The sequence below is a fragment of the Pseudidiomarina andamanensis genome (genome assembly GCF_009734345.1).
Lineage (GTDB): Bacteria > Pseudomonadota > Gammaproteobacteria > Enterobacterales > Alteromonadaceae > Pseudidiomarina > Pseudidiomarina andamanensis.
Genome location: NZ_CP032551.1, coordinates 1129119 through 1150305 on the forward strand (window position 1 = coordinate 1129119; position 21187 = coordinate 1150305).

Annotated in this window: 16 protein-coding genes; 10 read left to right on the forward strand and 6 right to left on the reverse strand. The window is 45.5% G+C overall.

All coding sequences use genetic code 11. The annotated features are described in order from the left end of the window. The first annotated feature begins 34 nt into the window (after positions 1-34). Together proB and D3795_RS05425 are read left to right on the forward strand one after the other, a co-directional pair. Positions 35-1147: a glutamate 5-kinase gene (gene proB, locus D3795_RS05420; RefSeq protein WP_156266905.1), complete on the forward strand. Its 1113-nt coding sequence runs from the start codon at positions 35-37 to the stop codon at positions 1145-1147. Continuing rightward, positions 1144-2397, forward strand: coding sequence for a glutamate-5-semialdehyde dehydrogenase (locus tag D3795_RS05425; RefSeq protein ID WP_156266907.1), 1254 nt, complete (start codon positions 1144-1146; stop codon positions 2395-2397). The genes proB and D3795_RS05425 overlap by 4 nt, the downstream gene beginning before the upstream one ends. 45 nt (positions 2398-2442) lie before the next feature. Here the strand turns inward: D3795_RS05425 and waaA are convergent, their stop codons facing one another. Further along, complete coding sequence (waaA, locus tag D3795_RS05430) at positions 2443-4461, reverse strand: lipid IV(A) 3-deoxy-D-manno-octulosonic acid transferase (RefSeq protein ID WP_156266908.1); 2019 nt, start codon at positions 4459-4461, stop codon at positions 2443-2445. A gap of 6 nt (positions 4462-4467) precedes the next feature. Next, on the reverse strand, positions 4468-5208 hold the full coding sequence (locus tag D3795_RS05435; protein ID WP_156266910.1) for a glycosyltransferase: 741 nt from the start codon (positions 5206-5208) through the stop codon (positions 4468-4470). A gap of 121 nt (positions 5209-5329) precedes the next feature. Here D3795_RS05435 and D3795_RS05440 point away from each other — a divergent pair, with 121 nt between their 5' ends. Then, the gene (locus D3795_RS05440; RefSeq protein WP_156266912.1) at positions 5330-6931 is read left to right on the forward strand and encodes a cryptochrome/photolyase family protein; all 1602 of its coding nucleotides are present in this window, start codon (positions 5330-5332) and stop codon (positions 6929-6931) included. 35 nt (positions 6932-6966) lie between these two features. Then, entirely contained in the window at positions 6967-7500 is a 534-nt protein-coding gene (locus D3795_RS05445) for a lipocalin family protein (protein WP_156266914.1), read from the forward strand. Positions 7501-7503: 3 nt separating this feature from the next. On the opposite strand, the gene D3795_RS05450 is transcribed toward D3795_RS05445, so the two are convergent. Then, entirely contained in the window at positions 7504-9327 is a 1824-nt protein-coding gene (locus D3795_RS05450; protein ID WP_156266916.1) for a DEAD/DEAH box helicase, read from the reverse strand. Between the two features lie 259 nt (positions 9328-9586). Here D3795_RS05450 and D3795_RS05455 point away from each other — a divergent pair, with 259 nt between their 5' ends. The 6 genes from D3795_RS05455 to nspC all read left to right on the forward strand — a co-directional run bounded on the left by D3795_RS05455 (position 9587) and on the right by nspC (position 18319). Beyond that, on the forward strand, positions 9587-11044 hold the full coding sequence (locus D3795_RS05455; protein ID WP_310942404.1) for an NAD-dependent succinate-semialdehyde dehydrogenase: 1458 nt from the start codon (positions 9587-9589) through the stop codon (positions 11042-11044). Further along, entirely contained in the window at positions 11041-12414 is a 1374-nt protein-coding gene (locus D3795_RS05460) for an aldehyde dehydrogenase family protein (protein ID WP_156266917.1), read from the forward strand. The genes D3795_RS05455 and D3795_RS05460 overlap by 4 nt, the downstream gene beginning before the upstream one ends. Positions 12415-12544: 130 nt before the next feature. Beyond that, positions 12545-13963, forward strand: a complete 1419-nt coding sequence (locus D3795_RS05465; protein ID WP_156266919.1) for a sodium-dependent transporter — start codon at positions 12545-12547, stop codon at positions 13961-13963. Positions 13964-14023: 60 nt separating this feature from the next. Further along, complete coding sequence (locus D3795_RS05470) at positions 14024-15883, forward strand: GNAT family N-acetyltransferase (RefSeq protein ID WP_173020994.1); 1860 nt, start codon at positions 14024-14026, stop codon at positions 15881-15883. Positions 15884-15978: 95 nt separating this feature from the next. Next, the gene (locus D3795_RS05475; protein WP_156266921.1) at positions 15979-17178 is read left to right on the forward strand and encodes a saccharopine dehydrogenase family protein; all 1200 of its coding nucleotides are present in this window, start codon (positions 15979-15981) and stop codon (positions 17176-17178) included. Between the two features lie 4 nt (positions 17179-17182). Beyond that, a complete protein-coding gene (gene nspC / locus D3795_RS05480; RefSeq protein ID WP_156266923.1) occupies positions 17183-18319 on the forward strand; it encodes a carboxynorspermidine decarboxylase in 1137 nt (378 codons plus the stop codon). Positions 18320-18379: 60 nt separating this feature from the next. Here nspC and D3795_RS05485 read toward each other — a convergent pair whose 3' ends face one another. From D3795_RS05485 to murB, 3 genes are read right to left on the reverse strand one after another with little or no spacing between them, the layout of a single operon-like run. Then, positions 18380-19114 (reverse strand): type III pantothenate kinase, encoded by a 735-nt coding sequence (locus D3795_RS05485; protein WP_156266924.1) that lies wholly within the window; start codon positions 19112-19114, stop codon positions 18380-18382. Further along, positions 19104-20093, reverse strand: a complete 990-nt coding sequence (birA, locus tag D3795_RS05490; RefSeq protein WP_156266926.1) for a bifunctional biotin--[acetyl-CoA-carboxylase] ligase/biotin operon repressor BirA — start codon at positions 20091-20093, stop codon at positions 19104-19106. The genes D3795_RS05485 and birA overlap by 11 nt, the downstream gene beginning before the upstream one ends. Next, complete coding sequence (gene murB, locus D3795_RS05495) at positions 20090-21091, reverse strand: UDP-N-acetylmuramate dehydrogenase (protein ID WP_156266928.1); 1002 nt, start codon at positions 21089-21091, stop codon at positions 20090-20092. The genes birA and murB overlap by 4 nt, the downstream gene beginning before the upstream one ends. Between the last annotated feature and the right edge of the window lie 96 nt (positions 21092-21187).

The following is a 21187-nucleotide window of genomic DNA, read 5'->3' on the forward strand; positions in this document are numbered from 1 at the left end:
AGACTACATACGAATTTTTCAAGAGGGAGAAGTTATGAAGATGCCTTCCTGGCACCGTGCTGTACTAAAAGTAGGCAGTGCGTTGATTGCACCAGACGATACAGGAACGAGCAGTAAATACTTATTAGCTATCGCTCGATTTATTATTGAGTGTCATGAGCGCGGACAGGAAATTGTTCTCGTTTCATCGGGTAGCGCTGCAGCTGGCAGAAAACATATCAGCTTTGATGGCGATCAGCTTCCGGTGACGATAAAAAAAGCGATGGCTGCTGTTGGACAAAACGACATGATGGCAAACTGGTCGCGTTTTTTTGACTTCCCGTGTGCTCAAGTATTGATGACGCATGGCGACTTACGCGATCGCGCTCGTTATGTCAGTGTCCGAAACACACTTCGAACATTGTTAGAACACGATGTATTACCTATCGTTAATGAGAACGATGCGTTAGCTACCGATGAAATGAAAGTTGGTGATAACGATAATCTCGCGGCAATGGTTGCTACCCTCGTTGACGCTGATGCGTTATTCATCTGCTCCGATATTGACGGATTATTTGATGCTGATCCGCGAGTAAAGCCTGATGCGAAAAAAATTCCAGAGGTGGACGAGATCACTGAGGAAATTTTTGCGCTAGCTGGCGGCACCACAAATAAAATTGCGACAGGCGGCATGCGTACCAAGATTGAGGCGGCTGAAAAAGCGACCTCTCACGGTATCGATACGTATATCGTGAATGGTCGGAAAGGCGAAACCTTCGAGCACATGTTACGCGGTGACAACCCGGGCACTTTGTTCAAGCGCCAGCAAGATCCAATGAGCAATAAAAAACACTGGTTGCGCCACACCTTGATTTCGCAGGGTGAACTGGTTATCGACGAGGAATCTGCAGCAGCACTTGGCCGCGGCGAGTCGTTAACAACAAGCGGTATTGTAGATGTTCAAGGCGATTTCAATCGCGGTGATGCCGTGGTGATTCGTTGCGGAAGTACGGCTGAGGCAATCGGTAAAGGCATTTGCCAATATAGCTCACACGAATTGATGCACATAAAAGGGCAAGAAATAAGTGATATAGCCGAAGCATACGGCTACAGCCCAATCTCTGAAGTAATTGAGAGTAACGATTTAATGATACTGGAGGACGAATGAGTACTCAGTTAGCTGAACAAATTTCAAAACGCGCAGCGGTTGCTGCCCGTGCTGTTGCCAACTTATCAGAAGCAAACAAAAATCAAGTATTGCAACGCATGGCGGACGCCATTCGCGCAGCCAAGAGCACTATTTTGGCAGTGAATGAGAAAGACATGGCAGCCGGAAAAGAAAAAGGCTTATCAGAAGCCATGCTAGACCGACTGCAACTAAATGACGAGCGCATCGAAGGAATGGCTAGCGCCATCGAAGAGATTATCGGACTCTCTGATCCGGTTGGTGAGCGCAAACATTTTGAAACGCGTCCAAATGGTATTCAAGTGGACAAAATGCGCATTCCGTTGGGCGTTATCTGTATGATTTATGAAGCGCGTCCAAATGTGACCGCCGATGCTGGCGCTCTATGCTTTAAATCTGGTAATGCTGTTATCTTACGCTGCGGCCGAGAAGCCATTGAAACCAGTAAAGCTATTGCTGATGCGCTTCATCAAGCTCTTCGTGATAGCGACTTACCAGAAGACGTGATTACTGTCGTACCGTCGCCTGATCGTGAATTGATGACCGAGTTACTGAAGCAAGACAAGTATGTAGATTTGGTTATTCCTCGCGGTGGCGAAGGCCTAATTCATTTTGTTAGTGACAACAGTAAGATTCCGGTGATTCAGCACTATAAAGGCGTGTGTCATTTATACATCGACAAAGATGCAGATCTGGACAAAGCTTTAAACATCTTATTAAACGGTAAGACTCAACGTACTGGCGTATGTAATGCGCTCGAAGGTCTCGTCGTACATCAAGATATCGCACCAACATTTTTACCAGTTGCTGCAAAAGCGTTAGCTGAAAAAGGTGTTGTGATTCACTCAGACAGTGCTTCAGCTGGCTATTTTGATAATCCAGATGTGATTGCCGACGATGCGTTTGGTGAAGAGTACTTGGCGCTTGAAATTGCCGTGAAAACCGTGAAAGACTTTGATCAAGCACTTGATCATATCCACAACTTTGGCAGCGGTCATACCGAAGTTATCGTCACCGAGAACAAAGAAGCTGCTGACCGCTTTATTCGTGAAGTCGATTCAGCCGTGACTATGGCAAATGCTTCTTCTCGATTCAGCGATGGCGGTCAACTTGGCTTAGGTGCTGAGATTGGTATTTCTACCAGTAAGCTACATGCATACGGTCCGATGGGCTTACAAGCACTTACTACCGAGAAGTTTGTAGTAACTGGTACTGGACAGATACGCGAGTAATTGACTCGCGTTTACTGGCTTGGCCAAACGTTTAAAGCATATACCTCAGCTATATGCCTCAACTAAAAGTGGCCAATCTCGTGTTTCATCGAAGTGAAATGCTTGATTGGTCTCTTTTGCTTTTGTTAACTCTTTATTAAATGAGCGTAGTAAGCGCCGCAGGTTAGCTTCACGCCATTCACCTTCTGCTCTAAATCCACATTTATCAAAATCCACAATCCAGCACTTACTGCTGTCATCAAGCATGATGTTATGGCAATTTAAATCAGAATGATAAACCCCAGCACAATGCAACTCGCGTATTGTATTGCCAACCTGTTGCCACTCTGATGCAACTAGAGGCCGCTGTAATAGTAATTTAAATAAGTCTTGAGCACCTGGAATCACCTCAACCAGAATATCTGCGCGATAGCCCCATATTGGCGCTTTTACAAAACGTGCTGCCACCGGTCGTGGTACTGGTAGTTTCAATTCACGCAGTTTAAGCAACAACGAAAACTCCGCCATGGCACGACTGCTAGAGATTGGTTCCCGCTTGAAGCGATCTTTGTTAAACTTACCAACCAAACCACCTCGATAATAATGTCGCAATAATAATCCATGTTCTCCAACATCAATAAAAAATGCAGTGCTACGCCCGGTGGCCGACCCCTTGATTTTATTCTGGCTCCGCCAAAAATTCGCCTCAAAATGTTTCGTTGTGCACCCTTCTAGAACCGACGGGTCATACCAAATCTCTGTGTTATTGTTCGGCTTCGTAGTTTTTATCATCGACATCGTCCTTACGTTTTCGGTGCCGTGCGTCAAAGGTAGGAAGCGTTTGATATCCTTCAAAATAGCTTCGGTTGCACCTTGGTCGTTAGCAAATTCATCAAATGCACGCTTAGCATATTCAGCTGTTTTCTTGGGATCCCTTAACCACTCATTCCAAACAGCGGCTAACGTTCTCGCATCAGTCACAATCTGAACACCGTTCACCGCTTTTAAGCGCTGATAAATTTCATCAAAATTGAATACGTGGGGCCCGGATATAACTGGCGTTTGGGTTGCAATTGGCTCTAGTGGGTTATGCCCGCCTCGCTCAATCAGGCTTCCACCAACAAAAGCGGCATCTGCGACGGCATACCACAACAATAACTCACCCATTGAATCAGCAAGAAAAACTTGATGAGCAGCCTGTATTGCTTGCTCTGCACTTCGGCGCACAAAGTTAAACTGCTTCTGTTCAATCAATCGAGCGACAGCATCGAAACGCTCTGGGTGACGCGGAACGATGATTAACAGCGCTGTTGGGTGCGGTTCCAATACCAAGCTAAACGCTTCAAGAATTTGTACATCTTCTCCTTCATGCGTACTGGCAGCGACTAGTACCGGGCGGTTTAATTCATCACGCCAGCTTTGGGATTGTTGGCGTAGGTCATCACTCACCTGAAAATCGTGCTTTAAATTTCCCCGCACGGCGAGTTTATTGGCCGGTACTTGGAGTGATGCAAAGCGCTCGGCGCTACCTTTGGTTTGCGCCGCAATAAAATCAACGCTCTGCCAGATGGGTCCAAGCAACCAAGCATATTTTTGATAGCCTTTTGCAGAACGTTCCGACATCCGTGCGTTAACAACTAAAACAGGTATGTTTCGCAGCTGACATTGCTCGAGCAAGCAAGGCCAAATTTCGGTTTCAAGTACAATCAGCAAGCGAGGGCTAAGTTTACTCACAAAGCGCTGCATCGCTGCTGGCGTATCAATCGGCAGGTAACTATGAAAGACGCGGTCACCAAACAGTTTCAGCGCCATTTCAGCCGCTGTCGGTGTCATTGATGTCAATGTCACCGAAAGGTGCGGATAGGTCCGTAAAACGCTCTCGATAAGCCCCCTAGCCGCGACCGTTTCACCAACCGAAACACAGTGAATTACAATGCCATCGCGAGCTTGTGGGGGAAAATCATGAAGAGCAAGGCGCTCACTCCAGCGTTTTCGATAGGCTGGAGCCTTCGCTCCGCGAAGCCACAGGTAAATAAATACCAATGGCGTCAGGAGCCGAATGAGCAATCTATACCAAACGGTCATTAACGCTTAGCGCCAGTACTCTTTGATCCAAGTTGTCGGAAGTACCTTGCGGTACCATTTCCCGCTACGACCAGCCAGTGCATCATCTGGATGTGGGCGGCCATGGAAAATGATCACCTTCGCGCCTTCAGGAATACGCGGCTGCTGGAAGAAACTTAACGGGAATGGCCGCAAACAATGACGTTTAAAGCTCCGGCACCATTGCGCTGGCCAATATTTTAACTTGCCTTGGCGCGCAACAAACTGCGTTATAAACTCTTGTTCGTTGCGGACATCCTTTCGCGAGCCAACCGGATCGGCCTTTAGGTGCTCTAAGGCATCAACATGTGCACCGATGTTAAAGCGGAATACCGAGGTATTACCGGTTGCGTCTGATTTGTCCCATTCTTTGATAACCAAGAATTCACCTTCAGGCTCAAAAAACTCGTCTAAGCTTCCAACAATAACAATATCAAGGTCGAGGAATAACGTAGGGCCTTGCAAGTCATATAGCGGATCAGCGAAGCAGGTTAGCTTCAACCAACCGTGAGCAAACGTCCATGGCTTGCGTTGATCAAAATCTTCAAACCCAATCTCTGGAATTGGCTTTACTTCAACTTCATCGCGAATTCCTTCAGCGTCATCAGTGAAGCAAACAAAGCGATATGGCAATGAAATATTGCGGCTGACCATTGAGTACAATGTGTTGACGTAATCAGAGCCGTACTTTTTGCCCCATTTGATACAAATAATATTAACTGGCTGCATGATGTTCCTGCCTGAGGGTTAACTAATTTAATAGACGCATAATGCCAAATTTTCAGTGATCTCGCTATGCTAAAACACGTATTTAGCATTGATTCCCTATAACTTAGCGTAGATTTAACAGATGACCACTCAATCGTCGTTCCGACCACTCACCGAATTCAGTTTGAATCGCCGTCCTGATGATTCAATAGCAACTTTAGCCCTAGTTCTCGGTGATCAACTGAACGCCGGACATAGCTGGTTCAAAACGGTTGATAACAATCGTCTCTTTGTGCTCATGGAAGTACGCGAGGAAACCGACTACACGCAACATCACATCCAGAAAGTTGTCGGATTTTTTGCCGCGATGCGAAATTTTGCAAACGCGTTAAGCAACGCTGGGCACAAAGTTTGTTACATTGAATTAGACGATCCAAACAACCTCCAAAGCGTCACCAAGAATTTATCTTTGCTTCTCAAAATTCTTCCGAAAGCTCAACAAGTTCAGCTACAACAACCAGACGAATATCGTGTTGACCACTATTTACAAGATTGGGCTGAGCACCAGTCGGTCGAAGTGAAATGGTATGGCAGTGAGCACTTCTTAACTCAACGCAGCGTATTAAATGATTGGTTTCCAGATAAAGAGAGCTTTTTGATGGAATCGTTTTACCGACGGGTTCGTCAACAAACGGGTTATCTCATGGAAAATGATAAACCTATTGGGGGTAAATGGAATTTTGATAAAGAGAATCGCAACAAACTCGCAAATAAGCAAGATGTCCCGAGTCCGTTACTGTTTTCACATGACGTGACTGACATCGTTACAATGCTTGAGAAAAAGGAAGTTGGAACAATCGGCAGGATTGATTCGCAGCGCTTCATTTGGCCAACATCGAGGCTTGAATCGAGACAGCTACTCGACTTCTTCGTTGAAAATTTATTAGAGAACTTTGGTCGTTATCAAGATGCGATGCACACTGACCACTGGTCACTCTTTCATGCTCGTTTATCTTTTTCACTGAATACAAAAATGCTTAGTCCACGTGAAGTGGTAGAGAAAGCGATTTCGTTTTGGCAGACCAACCCATCTCGCGTGAACATGGCGCAAATTGAAGGGTTCGTACGACAAATTATTGGATGGAGAGAGTTTGTTCGAGCTATTTACTGGAACCACATGCCGAACTATTCAACCACTAATTTCTTCAACAACAAAGCGCCTCTACCCAGCTACTACTGGACAGGTAAAACAAATATGCAATGCATGGCAAAAAGCATTCAGCAATCTCTTGAATTGAGCTATGCACACCACATTCAACGTTTAATGGTGACCGGCAACTTTGCCTTGCTTGCTGGCGTCAATCCTGACGACGTAGACGCTTGGTATTTAGGAATTTATATCGACGCATTACAGTGGGTTGAATTGCCCAACACGCGCGGCATGAGCCAATTTGCTGATGGCGGCATTCTTGCAACAAAGCCATATGTATCAAGTGGCTCCTACATTAATAAAATGTCAAATTACTGCCAGAATTGTCATTACGACGTAAACCAACGCGTCGGTGAACGTGCTTGCCCTTTTAACAGTCTGTATTGGCACTTTATAGATACGCATCATGAACAGCTTAGCAATAACGCAAGAATGAGCTTAATCTTAAGCCAATGGAACAAACAAGATAAAGCAGCTAAGCAAGAGTTACTAGAGCAAGCTCATTGCTACTTAAACCAGATTGATTCGTTATAAACGGACGTTGATAGACACCGAAAAAAGGAAATCATATGAACAAATTCTTAATTGTCTTGCTAACCAGTTTTTTTGTTTTTGGGTGTAGTAGTAACCCAACGCCGGTAGCACCGGTTATTGAAAAATTTGAAGCAACTAAATACTTAGGGAAATGGTATGAAATTGTGCGCTTACCGCACAGCTTTGAGGAGGGGTTAGAGCGTGTAACCGCTGAATATCGACTCAATAACGATGGTACCATTGAAGTCACTAACCGTGGCTACAATATCGAGCTGGGCGAGTGGGAAACAGCCATTGGCCATGCTAAACCCGTCGGCACTGCAATGTACAAAGTAACGTTCTTCTGGCCGTTTTATGGTGGTTACTATATTAGTGAATTGCAAACAAATGAAGCTGGCGACTATTCAGTAGCGGTCATTACGAGCGATAGTTACGAATATTTTTGGGTGCTTTCACGAACACCAAATGTGCCAGAAAGTGTTCTTGAGGAAATAATGAAAAAAGCTCAGGCTTGGGGATATGACACCAACCTGATGATTCGGGTGAATCATCAGGCCGGATATCAATAAGTTTTACTGTGCGCGACGAGCGCGACGTTCACCAGAATTGCCGCGACCGCCTTTATCACCACGACGTTGCGCACCTTTAAACGGTGGGCGCTCGCCAGTTGGTGGGCGTGGACGACGAGTAATTTGCTCACCTGGAGCTAATTCGAGACCCATCTGCTGTTGGCGCACACGCGCACGTTGTAATACGCGCACAACAGCTGTCGGCATGCCTTTTGGTAGCTCAACCAAGCTATGACCGTCAAATAACTGAATTTGACCGATAAAACGGCTATCCATATCAGCTTCATTTGCAATAGCACCAACGATATCTTGTGGACGAGCACCGTGTTCACGACCAACTTGAATGCGATAAGTGTCAAATTCAACGTTCGCATCACGACGATCTCGAGAGCTGCGTTTTTCGCGACCATCACGACTATCGCGGCTATCACGAGCATCGCGTTTACCGCGACGTTCGGTGCGCTCTTCAAATTTACGAGGCGCCGGATCATCAGCAACAATCAACGGACGCTGTGAGTTTTGCTGAGCTAACAAAGCTGCTGCAATTTGCTCTGCTGACAAACCAGTATCAGCTTGCATTTTCGCAATGATTTCGTTCAATTCGTTAAATTGACCACCAGCAGCCGTCGTTACAATTTGCTCTTGCAACTTCTGTTGGCGATGCGCACTCAATTCTTTCGCATTTGGTACTTCAAAATACTCGATAGTACCGTTGGTTAAACGCTCATATGTGCGAAGCAAATGTTTTTCTTTGTTGCGATAGAACAAAATAGCTTCACCACTACGTCCGGCACGACCTGTACGACCGATTCGGTGAACATAAGATTCACTATCGCCGGGTAAATCATAATTCACAACGTGCGTGATTTCTGGCACATCAAGACCACGAGCGACAACATCGGTTGCGACTAAGATTTCGATACGACCGCTACGCAACTGCGCAACAGTTTGCTCGCGCTGCGCTTGGTTCAAGTCACCACTTAATGGTGATGCTTTAAATCCTGATGCTTGCAACTGCTCAGTAACATCCATGGTGTCTGAACGTGTACGTACGAAAATCAACACGCGCTGATATTCCAAGGTTTCTAACAAGCGCGTCAACGCTTGCATTTTACTCAAGCCACGCACTAACCATGCGCGTTGGCGAATGGTCGCCTTCGCTTTTTCAATAGCAGCGATTTGAATATTTAATGGTTGCTCACCAGCTTCGGTAACAAGGAAAGTCTTCGCTAACTTACGAATTGCCGGCGGCATTGTCGCTGAGAATAATGCACGTTGTGAAGTGTTCGGTACCGCACCCATGATGGTTTCGATATCGTCAATGAAACCCATGTTCAGCATTTCATCCGCTTCATCTAATACAGCTAAACGAAGCGAGCTTAAGTTCAACACGCCTTTGTTCAATAAATCGAGTAATCGACCTGGCGTACCAACAACAACATGAGCGCCACCACGTAAGGCTTTAATTTGTGGACCAAAAGCTGCACCACCATAAACTGTAGCAACCTCAAGACCACGCATTTGCTGACCGAATTCAGCCACGGCTTCAGCGACTTGAATCGCAAGTTCGCGCGTTGGTGCTACCACCAACATTTGGGTTGCTCGTTCTTTGGTATCGATTGCAGATAAACCTGGTAAACCAAATGCAGCTGTCTTACCGGTACCGGTTTGCGCTTCGCCAAGCACGTTCTTGCCTTCAATCAAGGCAGGAATTGCTTGCAACTGAATTGGTGTAGGTTGGGTGAAATTCATTTTTTCTAGCTGTTTAAGCACAACAGCAGGCAGGGCCAAATCGGCAAACGATTGGCCAGTCATTACTTCAGACATATTTTTCTCACATGTTTCTGTATTGCATATATAAGGGGGATATACGCCCAGCTACAGAACACGATGAACACTCTGGCAGGAAATTAGGCGCTGTTTACCCCAGCATATTCAGGGGTAAGTCCGCTCCCATCAATAGCGGTAATGACCCTGAGGCGGCGAACTATACGCTAATTGTTAAATAAATACAAGATAAACTAGCATTGAAGTTCTGACGTATTACCCTAATACTGAGTTATACATTCAATAATTGGGAGTAGTCATGTCAACACATACCATGCGTTCACTCGTCCAAACCAATGCATTTATAGATGGTCATTGGATTCCAACCGATAAACGCTTCGTGGTGACCAACCCAGCCACTGGTGAAACACTTGCTGAGGTAGCTGACGGTGATGCAGCGATGGCTGAGCGAGCAGTCGAGGCCGCGCATAAAGCGCTGAGTCACTGGCGTGAGAAAACACCGAAGCAGCGAGCTGATTTGTTACGCCGCTGGTATCAGAGCATGCTCGATAACAAGCAAGCGCTTGGCGAACTCATGAGTGCTGAGCAGGGCAAACCAATTGCCGAAGCCATTGGAGAAATTGAATATGGCGCCAGCTTTGTTGATTGGTTCGCCGGTGAAGCAGAACGTTGTTATGGTGATATTTTACCGACTGTTTCGAACGATAAACGAAGCTGGATTATCAAACAACCTGTTGGTGTATGCGCGGCAATCACGCCGTGGAACTTCCCCAATGCCATGATTACCCGCAAGGTTGCCCCTGCCCTTGCGGCTGGCTGTACCATTGTGGTGAAGCCGCCACAACTCACACCACTCTCGGCGCTAGCACTAGCGCAGCTTGCCAGCGAAGTGGGCATTCCTGATGGCGTGATTAATTTTGTGCCGACAACGCAAGCAAAGGAAGTTGGTGAAGTTTTCACCCAACATCCTCGTGTCAAAAAATTCACCTTCACCGGTTCTACCTCAGTTGGAAAAGCGCTGATGGAACAATGCGCGCAAACCATGAAGAAGGTATCTCTTGAATTAGGCGGCAACGCGCCATTTATTGTCTTTGATGATGCCGATATTGAGGTTGCTGTGCGCGAGTTGATTGCGTGTAAATTCCGAAATGCAGGTCAAACGTGTATCAGCGCCAACCGAGTCTTAGTGCAAGAGTCTGTACATGATGCATTCGTTGAAGAACTCGAGAAATCATTGGCAACGATCAAAGTTGCTCCTGGTGATGCCGATGAAGTGGACTATGGCCCCCTCATTAACAAAGATGCGATAGACAAAGTCGAAGAACTGCTCAAAGATGCGCAGCAACACGGCGCTAAGCTTGTCACGGGTGGAAAAGTATTAACAGAGCTCGGTGAATTATTCTACGCTCCTACGTTACTTACTGAGGTAACTCAGGCTATGCGGATTGCGCAGGAAGAAATATTTGGACCTGTCATTGCGGTGCAAACATTTACCGATGAGGCGCAAGGTATATCACGCGCCAATGACACACCATTCGGTTTGGCAGGCTATTTCTGCGCGCAAGACTATACACGTATTCAACGAGTCAGCGAGCAGCTCGAATGTGGCATGCTTGGGATTAATGCCGGGGCCATTTCTCACGCTTACAACGCATTTGGCGGCGTAAAAGAATCAGGTATCGGTCGTGAAGGATCACGTTACGGTTTGGCTGAGTATCAAGAAACTAAAAATATCACACTAGGCGGCTTTGCATGAAACAACAACTCGAACAACGCTTACAACGGTTGCGAACAACCTACAATAGCGGCTTAACTCGTCCTGTCGCCTGGCGCAAGCAACAACTACAGCAATTGCAGCAAATGCTTGATGATCACGAAAGCGAGCTGCTTCAAGCTCTACAACAAGACTTGGGTAAATCATCCGCTGAAGGTTGGCTCACTGAACTCGGTTTTCTGAAAAGCGATATCAAACATACCCTGCACCATTTGAACAAGTGGATGAAACCTCAACGCGTTCGACAACCAATGTTAGCGTGGCCAGGGAAGAGTTATCTGCATCCAGAACCTTTGGGAGTGGTACTGATTATTGGGGCTTGGAACTATCCGTTACAATTATTACTAAGCCCTCTTATAGCAGCGCTTGCCGCAGGGAATTGTGCAATTGTGAAACCATCCGAGTTATCGCCGAAAACGGCAGAACTTATTGAGCGATTGCTACCCGATTATTTAGCAGCCGAAGCCGTTCAAGTTGTAACCGGCGGTGCCGACGTAGCTTCCGAATTACTTCAACACCGATTTGATCACATCATGTACACCGGCGGTGGTCGCGTGGGTAAGATTGTGATGCGCGCTGCTGCAGAGCATCTAACACCTGTCACCCTAGAGCTTGGCGGTAAAAGTCCTGCTGTGGTATTGGCTGATGCCAATATCGCCGTTGCAGCCCGACGCATCGCGTGGGGAAAGTGGATAAATGCCGGACAAACCTGCATTGCGCCTGATTATGTTTTAGTAGATGAATCGAAACATGATGAATTCATTGCAGCCCTGAAACAATCTTGTGAGGATTTCTTTGGCGAAGATCCGCAGCATGCGAATGATTATGGTCGAATCGTGAATCGCCAACATTTTGATCGACTGAAAACGTACCTCGGTGATGGCCAAATTGCATTTGGGGGCGAATTTGATGGCGACGACCGCTACATTCAACCTACCGTCTTGTGTCATGTTGAGCCTGCAAGTAGCGTCATGCAAGAAGAAATCTTCGGTCCTATTCTACCAGTTTTAAAAGTTAAGAATTTGGCTGAAGCCATCAATTTCATTCAAGAACGAGACAAGCCACTAGCTCTCTATGGTTTTAGCAATTCAGCGCGCCAGCTCCAGCACCTTACTGAACAAACTCACGCCGGTAATCAGTGCAACAATGACACGTTGATGTTTATGCTTAATCCTGAACTGCCATTTGGTGGTGTCGGCCCAAGTGGCATGGGCCGCTATCACGGGAAATTTGGTTTTGATACGTTTAGCCATACGAAATCGGTCATGACTAGGCCATTTGCTGTTGACCCCAACTTTAGGTACCCACCGTACACTTCATTTAAACAAAAACTGCTGCGTTGGTTCTCGTAACTGAGCTGTGACCAGACCAAAACCGCATATTTTTAGCCGTTGGTCTGGTCTGCTTGCCGGCGATGAGCGCATGCGCTAGGATTGGGCGGTTTGCAAACCATTATAATAACGAAAAGCAAGGGTTCTCGCTATGAGCGCATCTCGTGAGCATTTCAGCTCAAAAATTGGTTTTATTCTTGCCGCGGCAGGCTCTGCCGTGGGGATTGGTAATCTCGTTGGTTTCCCTGTTGCTGCGACCAAAAATGGTGGTGGCGCATTTTTATTAATTTACGCTTTTTTTGTGGCCTTTATCTGTTTGCCAGTTATGCTTGCCGAAATGGGCTTAGGACGTAGAGCCCAGCACAGCCCCTATAAAGCCTATTCAGAACTTGGACAAGGTTTAAAACGTTGGCGTCTAGCTGGTTTATTAGCGACCATAACGCCATTTATGATCGCTGTTTTCTACATGGTCATCACCGTATGGATCTTTGGCTATCTTGTACAATCACTGCTGGGTAACCTCGATGCACTGGCAAGCGAAGGTTTCTTTGGTAATTTTGTCAACGACTATGACTTCATTTGGTACTTAGTCGGTGTCACCATTATCATCAACTTTATACTGGTTGGTGGTGTTCGCAAAGGTATCGAGCGCGCATCTAAAATCTTAATGCCAACGCTATTCTTAATGCTTATTTTGCTGGTGATCTTTGTTTTGACATTAGACAACGCATGGGCTGGCGTGCAATTTTATCTCGTGCCTGATTTCAGTCAGATCAATGGTTCGGTGATTAACGGGGCTCTGGCCCAAGCATTCTTTTCATTATCACTCGGTATGGGCATTTTAATCACCTACGGCTCTTACTTCCGTCGCAGTGATGATATTGTCACTTCAGGAAAACTGGTGGCGGTTACTGATACCGCTGTTGCTTTCATTGCTGGTTTGATGACCTTGCCTGCAATTTTTGCGATATATCCAGACACCAATCCAGATTCATTGAGTGATTCTTCGGTAAGTATGATTTTCTCATTTTTCCCGAACATTTTCTTAGCGCTGTCTGAATCAGTTGGCTATTTTGCGGCGAGTATTGCGGCGACCATTTTCTTCTTATTAGCATTTGTGGCAGCAATTACGTCACTCGTATCTATCATTGAAGTACCAACCTCATCGCTGATGGAAAAACGTGATATCTCGCGCAAGAAAGCGTTATTGATTATGGGTATCGCAATCACTGTGCTAACGCTAATTGCCGCAACCTCATTCGGATTAGTGCCTTGGTTTACTGCCTTCACCAGCTATGCAGGCGCAGACAAGTCGGTATTTGATGTCATTTACGATGTCTTCTACGACACGATATTGCCGCTTAACGGTTTACTTATATGTTTATTTGTTAGATTCCGCTGGAAGCGCAGTCAGTTAACCGCTGAATTGAGTGAAGGGAATCAAGCATACGCAACTTCGTGGTTGGAGAAGTACGTCAGCTTTGCTATTGGAACCTTTATTCCGTTGATACTAGCCGTTGTTTTTATCAACACCGTGTTAACGAAATTCTTTGCAATCTCAATTATTTAAATTATGGGATTAAATCGCATTGCTAATCACCTAAAGACTGCTCGCGTTCGAGCAGTCTTTTTGTTTGATGGCCCGAGCGATTGGCAGTCCTTTCATAAAAATGCCGTTATTCGTCAGCTCCCATCAACTTTATGCCTATCTGATCGCGAAGACAGTGCCATTGCGGTGCATCGATATCGAGATTATCTAGGTACATCAAACGACTTCGTCCTACTTGAATTTACAGATGTGATTCATGCCGATGCACTCGCTGCGCTAGCTGGCACCGTAAACGGTGGCGGTATACTTTTTGTCTTCCTACCTGAACAATCGTCGCATTTTAAAAAACGTCTGCTTGCATCGAGTATAAATTTCGCACGTGTAGAAATCATTCAGCCGAATACTGATTTGAAGACGCTGACGCAAGAACTAGCAACATCAACTCTGCCACAGTCGAGAGTCGAAACCTTACCCAGCGCGACACAAAAGACGATTATTGACAGCATGATTGATCTTCCGGGTACCTGTCATATTCTCATGGCCGACCGTGGGCGTGGGAAAAGCACAACTTTAGGTTTGGCTTGCCAGGCATGGATACGCAACTATCGGGGCCGAGAGTTAGTGGTAACAGGGCCACGGCCGTCAGCGACAGCAACGTTACTTGAGCATGCAGCAAAATCAGTTCGCTTCGTGCCTTGGGATAAATTATTGAGCGAGTACTCCCCGCAAAGTGTGCGACTTATTATCGATGAAGCCGCCGCGATACCCATGCATGTATTACAACAACTCGTACAACGATTTACTGTATGGTCGGTCGCTAGTACCGTCGATGGTTATGAAGGTTGCGGCCGCGGTTTTGCAATTCGTTTTGTTGAATGGTTACAGCAGCAGCGCACTTGCAAGCTACATGAATTGAAGGAACCACTGCGCTGGTCACTTCATGATGAAGTGGAATCTTGGTTGAATCAGGCATTGTTAATGCAGGCTCACCATCAACAAGACGACCAGAAAGTTTTTACAAATAGGCAATCGCCGGTTTCTTTTCTGCATACCCATGCGAGCGAATTATCCGAGTACGATTTACAAGAAGTTATTACGTTGCTTTTAGAAGCCCATTATCAAAGCAGCCCTAACGACTTGCGTTTACTACTTGATGACCAGCAACAAAAGCTACTTTTAGCTCGACGCCAAAACATCATTATTGGCGTCATTTGGTATAGCGTCGAGGGACAATTGCCGCAAGCGCTGCATCAATCAATTGCAGCTGGAAAACGTCGGTTAAATGGTCAAATACTTCCGCAAGCAATGGCTTTTTACCTACAACAACCTGAAGTGCTTAATTGGCAATGGTGGCGAGTTACTCGCGTAGCTGTCCACGACAAAGTTCGTCGCCAAGGGATTGGGCTAGATCTTCTTAATGAACTGCAGAAACTTGCGCAGAGTGCTCACATTGACGCTCTAGGCTCGAGTTTTGGTGCCAGCCCAGACGTATTAGAATTTTGGCGTCAAAGTCCGTATAAAATCATCCGTATTGGCCGCAAGCTAAATATGGCGAGTGGTTACCCAAATGCGATTCTCGGGCTCGGTCTTACTCACGAAAGCCGTGAACTCATCGAAAGACTGCATCACTACTGCAATTCAGAGCTAGATTGGCGTAACCACGTTGATGTTAACGTAAATTCGGATATGTACCGTATTGCACGGTCTGTGCTGGTCGGATTCGCTTATGGCAACTTGCCATTTACTGAAGCACAATTCGCCTGGAATGTATGTGACAAGAAGTATCCAATTAAAGCTTCCAGCGTTACTTTACCAGGGCAGATACTAAGTGTGACCGAAGACCTTGCCCGACTCACTCAAAAATACGGCTACAGCAGCCAACAAACGATGCAAAATCAGTTGCGTCAAATTGCACGTGAATATCTCGAACTCACCCGCTAAACACTGTTAAAATAGTTACCTAAACATGCTTAGTTAGCAAAATTATGCTATCTTTTAGCCTTTGTGTTCACCCACAACGGAAGGGTATTTTTAACATGTCACGAGTTTTAATTATTGGTGCGGGCGGCGTAGCTGGCGTCGTTGTAAAAAAGTGCGCGATGCTACCGGAGTACTTTTCGGAAATTCATCTCGCTAGCCGAACTGTTTCTAAATGCGAGAAGCTTCAAGAAGAAGTTGGAAAAGATCGCGTTGTTGGCGTCTACCAAGTTGATGCTGACCAAGCTAGCAAAGTTGCTGAACTTATTCGTAAAGTACAGCCTAGCTTAGTTATAAATGTGGCATTGCCATATCAAGATTTACCAATTATGGATGCTTGTCTCGAGACTGGCGTACATTATCTTGATACCGCTAATTATGAACCAAAAGACGAAGCCAAATTTGAATATTCATGGCAGTGGGCTTATCAAGACAAGTTCAAAGAGAAAGGCATTATGGCCTTGCTTGGAGCTGGATTTGACCCGGGCGTGACCAACGTGTTCACTGCATATGCAGCGAAACATTATTTCGATGAAGTTCACTACTTAGATATCGTTGACTGTAATGGCGGCGATCACGGTCAAGCCTTCGCAACCAACTTTAACCCAGAAATTAATATCCGCGAAATTACTCAGCGAGGTAAGTTCTGGGAGAACGGTGAATGGCACGAAACCGATCCAATTAGTGTTCGCGAAGACCTCGACTATCCAGGTGTTGGTGTGCGCGCTTCTTACTTACTTTTCCATGAAGAGTTAGAGTCATTAGTTAAACATTTCCCAACTTTGAAGCGTGCACGCTTCTGGATGACTTTCGGTGAGCAGTATCTAACCCATTTACGCGTATTAGAAAATGTCGGCATGACCTCTATCGAGCCAATTGAATTCCAAGGGCAAAAAATAGTGCCGCTCGAATTTCTTAAAGCCGTGTTACCTAATCCTGGCTCTTTGGCAGAGGGTTACACCGGTATGACATGCATTGGTACCTATGTGACCGGTCTCAAAGATGGTAAAGAGAAAACTATCTTTATCTACAACAATTGTGACCACGCTGTTTGTAATGCTGAAGTCGGTGCTCAAGCTGTTTCTTACACGACTGGTGTTCCTGCGATGATTGCTGCATCAATGATGCTTCAAGGTCACTGGATGAAGCCTGGCGTTTGGAACATGGAACAATTTGATCCAGACGAATTTATGGAGCGCCTAAATAAGTATGGCCTACCATGGAAAGTCGTTGAAACCGAATCGCCATTTAAGCGCTAACATCATGACCAATCCATTTTTAGACTCGGCAATCCCGTCGCCTTGTTACGTTTGTGACGAGGCGGCGCTTGAGCATAATCTTCAATTAATGCAGCGCGTTCAGCAAGAGAGCGGCGCTGACATCATTCTGGCACTAAAGGGCTTCTCGATGTGGAGTACCTTTCCTTTAGTGAAGCAGTATTTGAAAGGCTGCACTGCGAGTTCAGTGTGGGAAGCTCGTTTAGCGGCTGAAGAATTTGGTCGTGAAGTTCACGCCTATGCTCCAGCGTACAAACAAAGTGATATTGATGAACTTTTACCCATTGTTCATCACATTTCATTCAATAGTTTGTCGCAATGGCAGCGCTACCGCGAACAGACTTTAGCTGCAGGTGTGTCGGCTGGATTACGCGTCAATCCTGAACACCAAGAGGCAGAAACCGAGTTATACGATCCAAGCGCACCAGGTTCGCGCTTAGGTATTCGCGCTTCAGAATTAGAAGGCGCTGATCTAACGGGTATCGATGGATTACACGTTCATAACTTGTGTGAGTGTGATTCATTTGCTCTTGAGCGCACTCTTGCCGCGGTCGAATCGAAGTTTGGACACCTCCTTCATAAGATGAAGTGGCTAAATTTGGGCGGTGGTCATTTGATGACTCGTAAAGGTTATGATGTTGAGCATCTGATAAAGCAACTCAAACGTATTCAAGAAACCTACGATATTCAGGTTATTCTTGAACCCGGCTCAGCTGTCGCTTGGCAAACTGGACCATTGGTAGCTGAAGTTGTTGATATTATTGAAAATGATGGGCTAATTGCATTGTTAGATATATCTGCAACAGCACACATGCCGGATGTACTAGAGATGCCTTATCGACCGAATATCACCGATGCTCGTGAACCTGGTGTATTGCCTTACACTTATAAGTTGGGTGGCAACTCATGCTTAGCTGGTGATGTTATTGGTCTATATAGCTTTGCAGAACCTCTGCAGCCAGGTGATCGGCTTATTTTTGAAGATATGATGCATTACACCATGGTGAAAACATCATTCTTTAATGGCGTTGAACATCCTAGCATTGGCATTCTGCGTCGTGACGGTAAATTTGATTTGATCCGCAAATTTACCTACGAAGACTTCCGTGGACGGCTCTCATAGGCGAATGTGTTGAGCACTTATCGTTGGAACAAAAAAGCACAGCAATGAAGCTGTGCTTTTTTATGACTGACGCGCGTAACAGGCTAATCCTTGCAGTACCAACTCGCTTCTAACTTCTCCACGACGTTTTAAATCTGCAGGGAGTAATGGAATTGAGCCACCGCTAAATAAAATACGATAGTCAAACCAATCAAGTTCGGTTTCTGATACCGCAATAGCTTGCCGTACCAACCCCACAAAAGTATTCACACAGCCATTCAGTAAGCATTCAGGCGTGTTTTGACCCAATTGGTGCGCTTTACCATCACCTTCGTGCCCTACAAAGACTCCTGGAGCTCGATTGATTACCGAATGTTTCATCAAATGCACACCGGGCGCAATCCAACCGCCTAAATGCTGCCCAGTCTGATCGATCCAATCAACCGTGATCGCTGTACCTGCATCAATAATGACTGTCGCTTTGGGTTGTTCATCAAATGCGCCAACCATTGCCAACCATCTATCCACACCGAGGTTTTTAAATTCTTTATAAGAGTTAGTTACGCCAAAAGCCTTTGATTCAGTAACCACTCTCACAACCGATTTATTCGCATTTTCTAGCCATGCTTCAACGACCTGAATACACTCTTGGCTACTGACGCTGGCTAGCCAAACACTCGCAATACCTTCGGGTATTGGATGCTGATTAAGTTCTTCGTAAGCGACGTTCAACCATGGTTCTAAGTGGCCTTCTGCATCCATTAACGCTGCTTTAACCCGCGTATTACCTGCATCAATTAACAGTTTATGCGCCATAACGTAAACTTACCTCTCCTGCGTGAAAACGTTCGAGTTTTCCATCGCGCTTCACTAATAACGCACCGCTTCCATCTATTCCTTCAGCAATGCCATGCAACTCTCTATCGCCCATAATAATACGAACTGGTTTATGAGCTAACCGATCAAATTTTTGCCAACGCGTTACAAACGGTTCTAATCCATTAGCTTCATACTCTCGCAATGCCTTCCGGCAATTTTTAAGTAACAGCGCTGCAATATGATTTCTGTCAAATTTCGCATTTAACACTGAGCTCAAGTCGGTCCAGGGTTGATCAATCTGGTTAGCCAGCCAACTCGGCATTTGAATATTAATTCCAATACCAATAATTGCATGCGCGACACCCAACGCTTGCCCTTCTAGCTCAATTAAAATACCCGCTATCTTCTTCCCGTTAACGATTACATCGTTAGGCCACTTTACTTCAACATCGTAAACGCCTAGCTCTGATAATAATTCTGCAATCACTGTTCCAAGCGCAAGACTCAAGCCCATAGCGGCGCCCATACCATCATCAAGACGCCAATACATGCTCATATATAAATTACTACCAAAAGGTGATACCCAGCGTTTCCCGCGGCGTCCCCGCCCTTCCGTTTGTGCTTCAGAAAAAACCGCCATCCCCGATTTAATATCATCACTTATGGCATGCTTAATAAAGTCATTCGTTGAGCCTATCACGCGCTCAAGATAAATATTCTGAATATCCTCATCTTGCTGTTCTAGATATCCGGATACTTTATCTAAATCTAATAGCTTTACTTCGCTCGCAAACTTATAACCTTTGCCAGTAACACGGAATACATCAATGCCTAGAGCCTGCACATCTTTAATATACTGACTAATTGCAGTGCGGCTTACATTTAGGATTACACCTAAGTCTTCACCTGAGTGAAATTGGCCGTCACTTAATATCTCAATTACTTGTATGATTCGTTCTATACGTTGTGGCTTCATAGCGAAATTAATCCCTTTTCGTCTAGTAATCGAACTTCAGCCTCTAACTCGATACCGTAGGCGTCATATACGGATATTTTTATATGTTGCGCTAAGTTCAATACATCAGCGCCGGTTGCCTTACCGTTATTTACCAAAACTAAAGCTTGTTGCTTGTGCACCGATGCATCGCCAATACTAAAACCTTTCAGATTCAGGTTATCAATTAACCAACCAGCTGCGAGCTTTACTTCATTATTTGGGAGGTTAAAATGGGGTATTGTCGGAAATCGAGCAGCAAGGCTCTCAAACTTTTTCTGGCTTACTACTGGATTTTTAAAGAAACTCCCAGCATTTGGTAATACATTCGGGTCCGGTAGTTTTGCCGAGCGAATTGATATCACTTTATCCAATATATCTTTCGCTGAAATAGGCTCTTCCAATGCCTTTAGTTCACCATATGAAAGCTCTGGTTGCCACGCTTTAGGAATTAAAAACTCGACTTCAAGAATTAGCCAACGCATCGGATTTTGTTTGAAAATACTGTCGCGATAACCAAACCGACAATCTTCATTTGAGAAATTGCTTAACGATTTAGATCTTCGATCCCACACCCGAACCGAGTAGATAAATTCACTAATATCGCGCCCATAAGCACCTATGTTTTGTACAGGTGCTGCCCCCACAGTGCCTGGAATCAACGCAAGATTTTCGAATCCGTCTATACCGTTACTATTCAGAAACAACACCAGTTGGTGCCAATTCTCGCCTGCACCCACCTTCACTCGCCAGTGTTGAGCTTCCTCTTTAACATCGATGCCTTTAATCCGAATGCATACCAGCGGTCTTGTTATATCTGATAAGAATATAGTATTGGAACCGCCACCGATAACATAAGCGTCCGCTGGGATCTGCGCTACCTGCTCAGAACTTGTAAGAAAGGTAACACTCTCAGCCTTTGCTGGTAGTCGAAAGGTGTGGAGTTGAGATAGGTTATAATGACGTTTGATTTCATTCATTCGCTGATTATACGGCTAAAAAGCAAGGAACGGTAGAAGAGTGAAGAGCGTTGGTCGTTATTCGTTTGTCGTTAATCGTTATTCGTTACTCGTTAT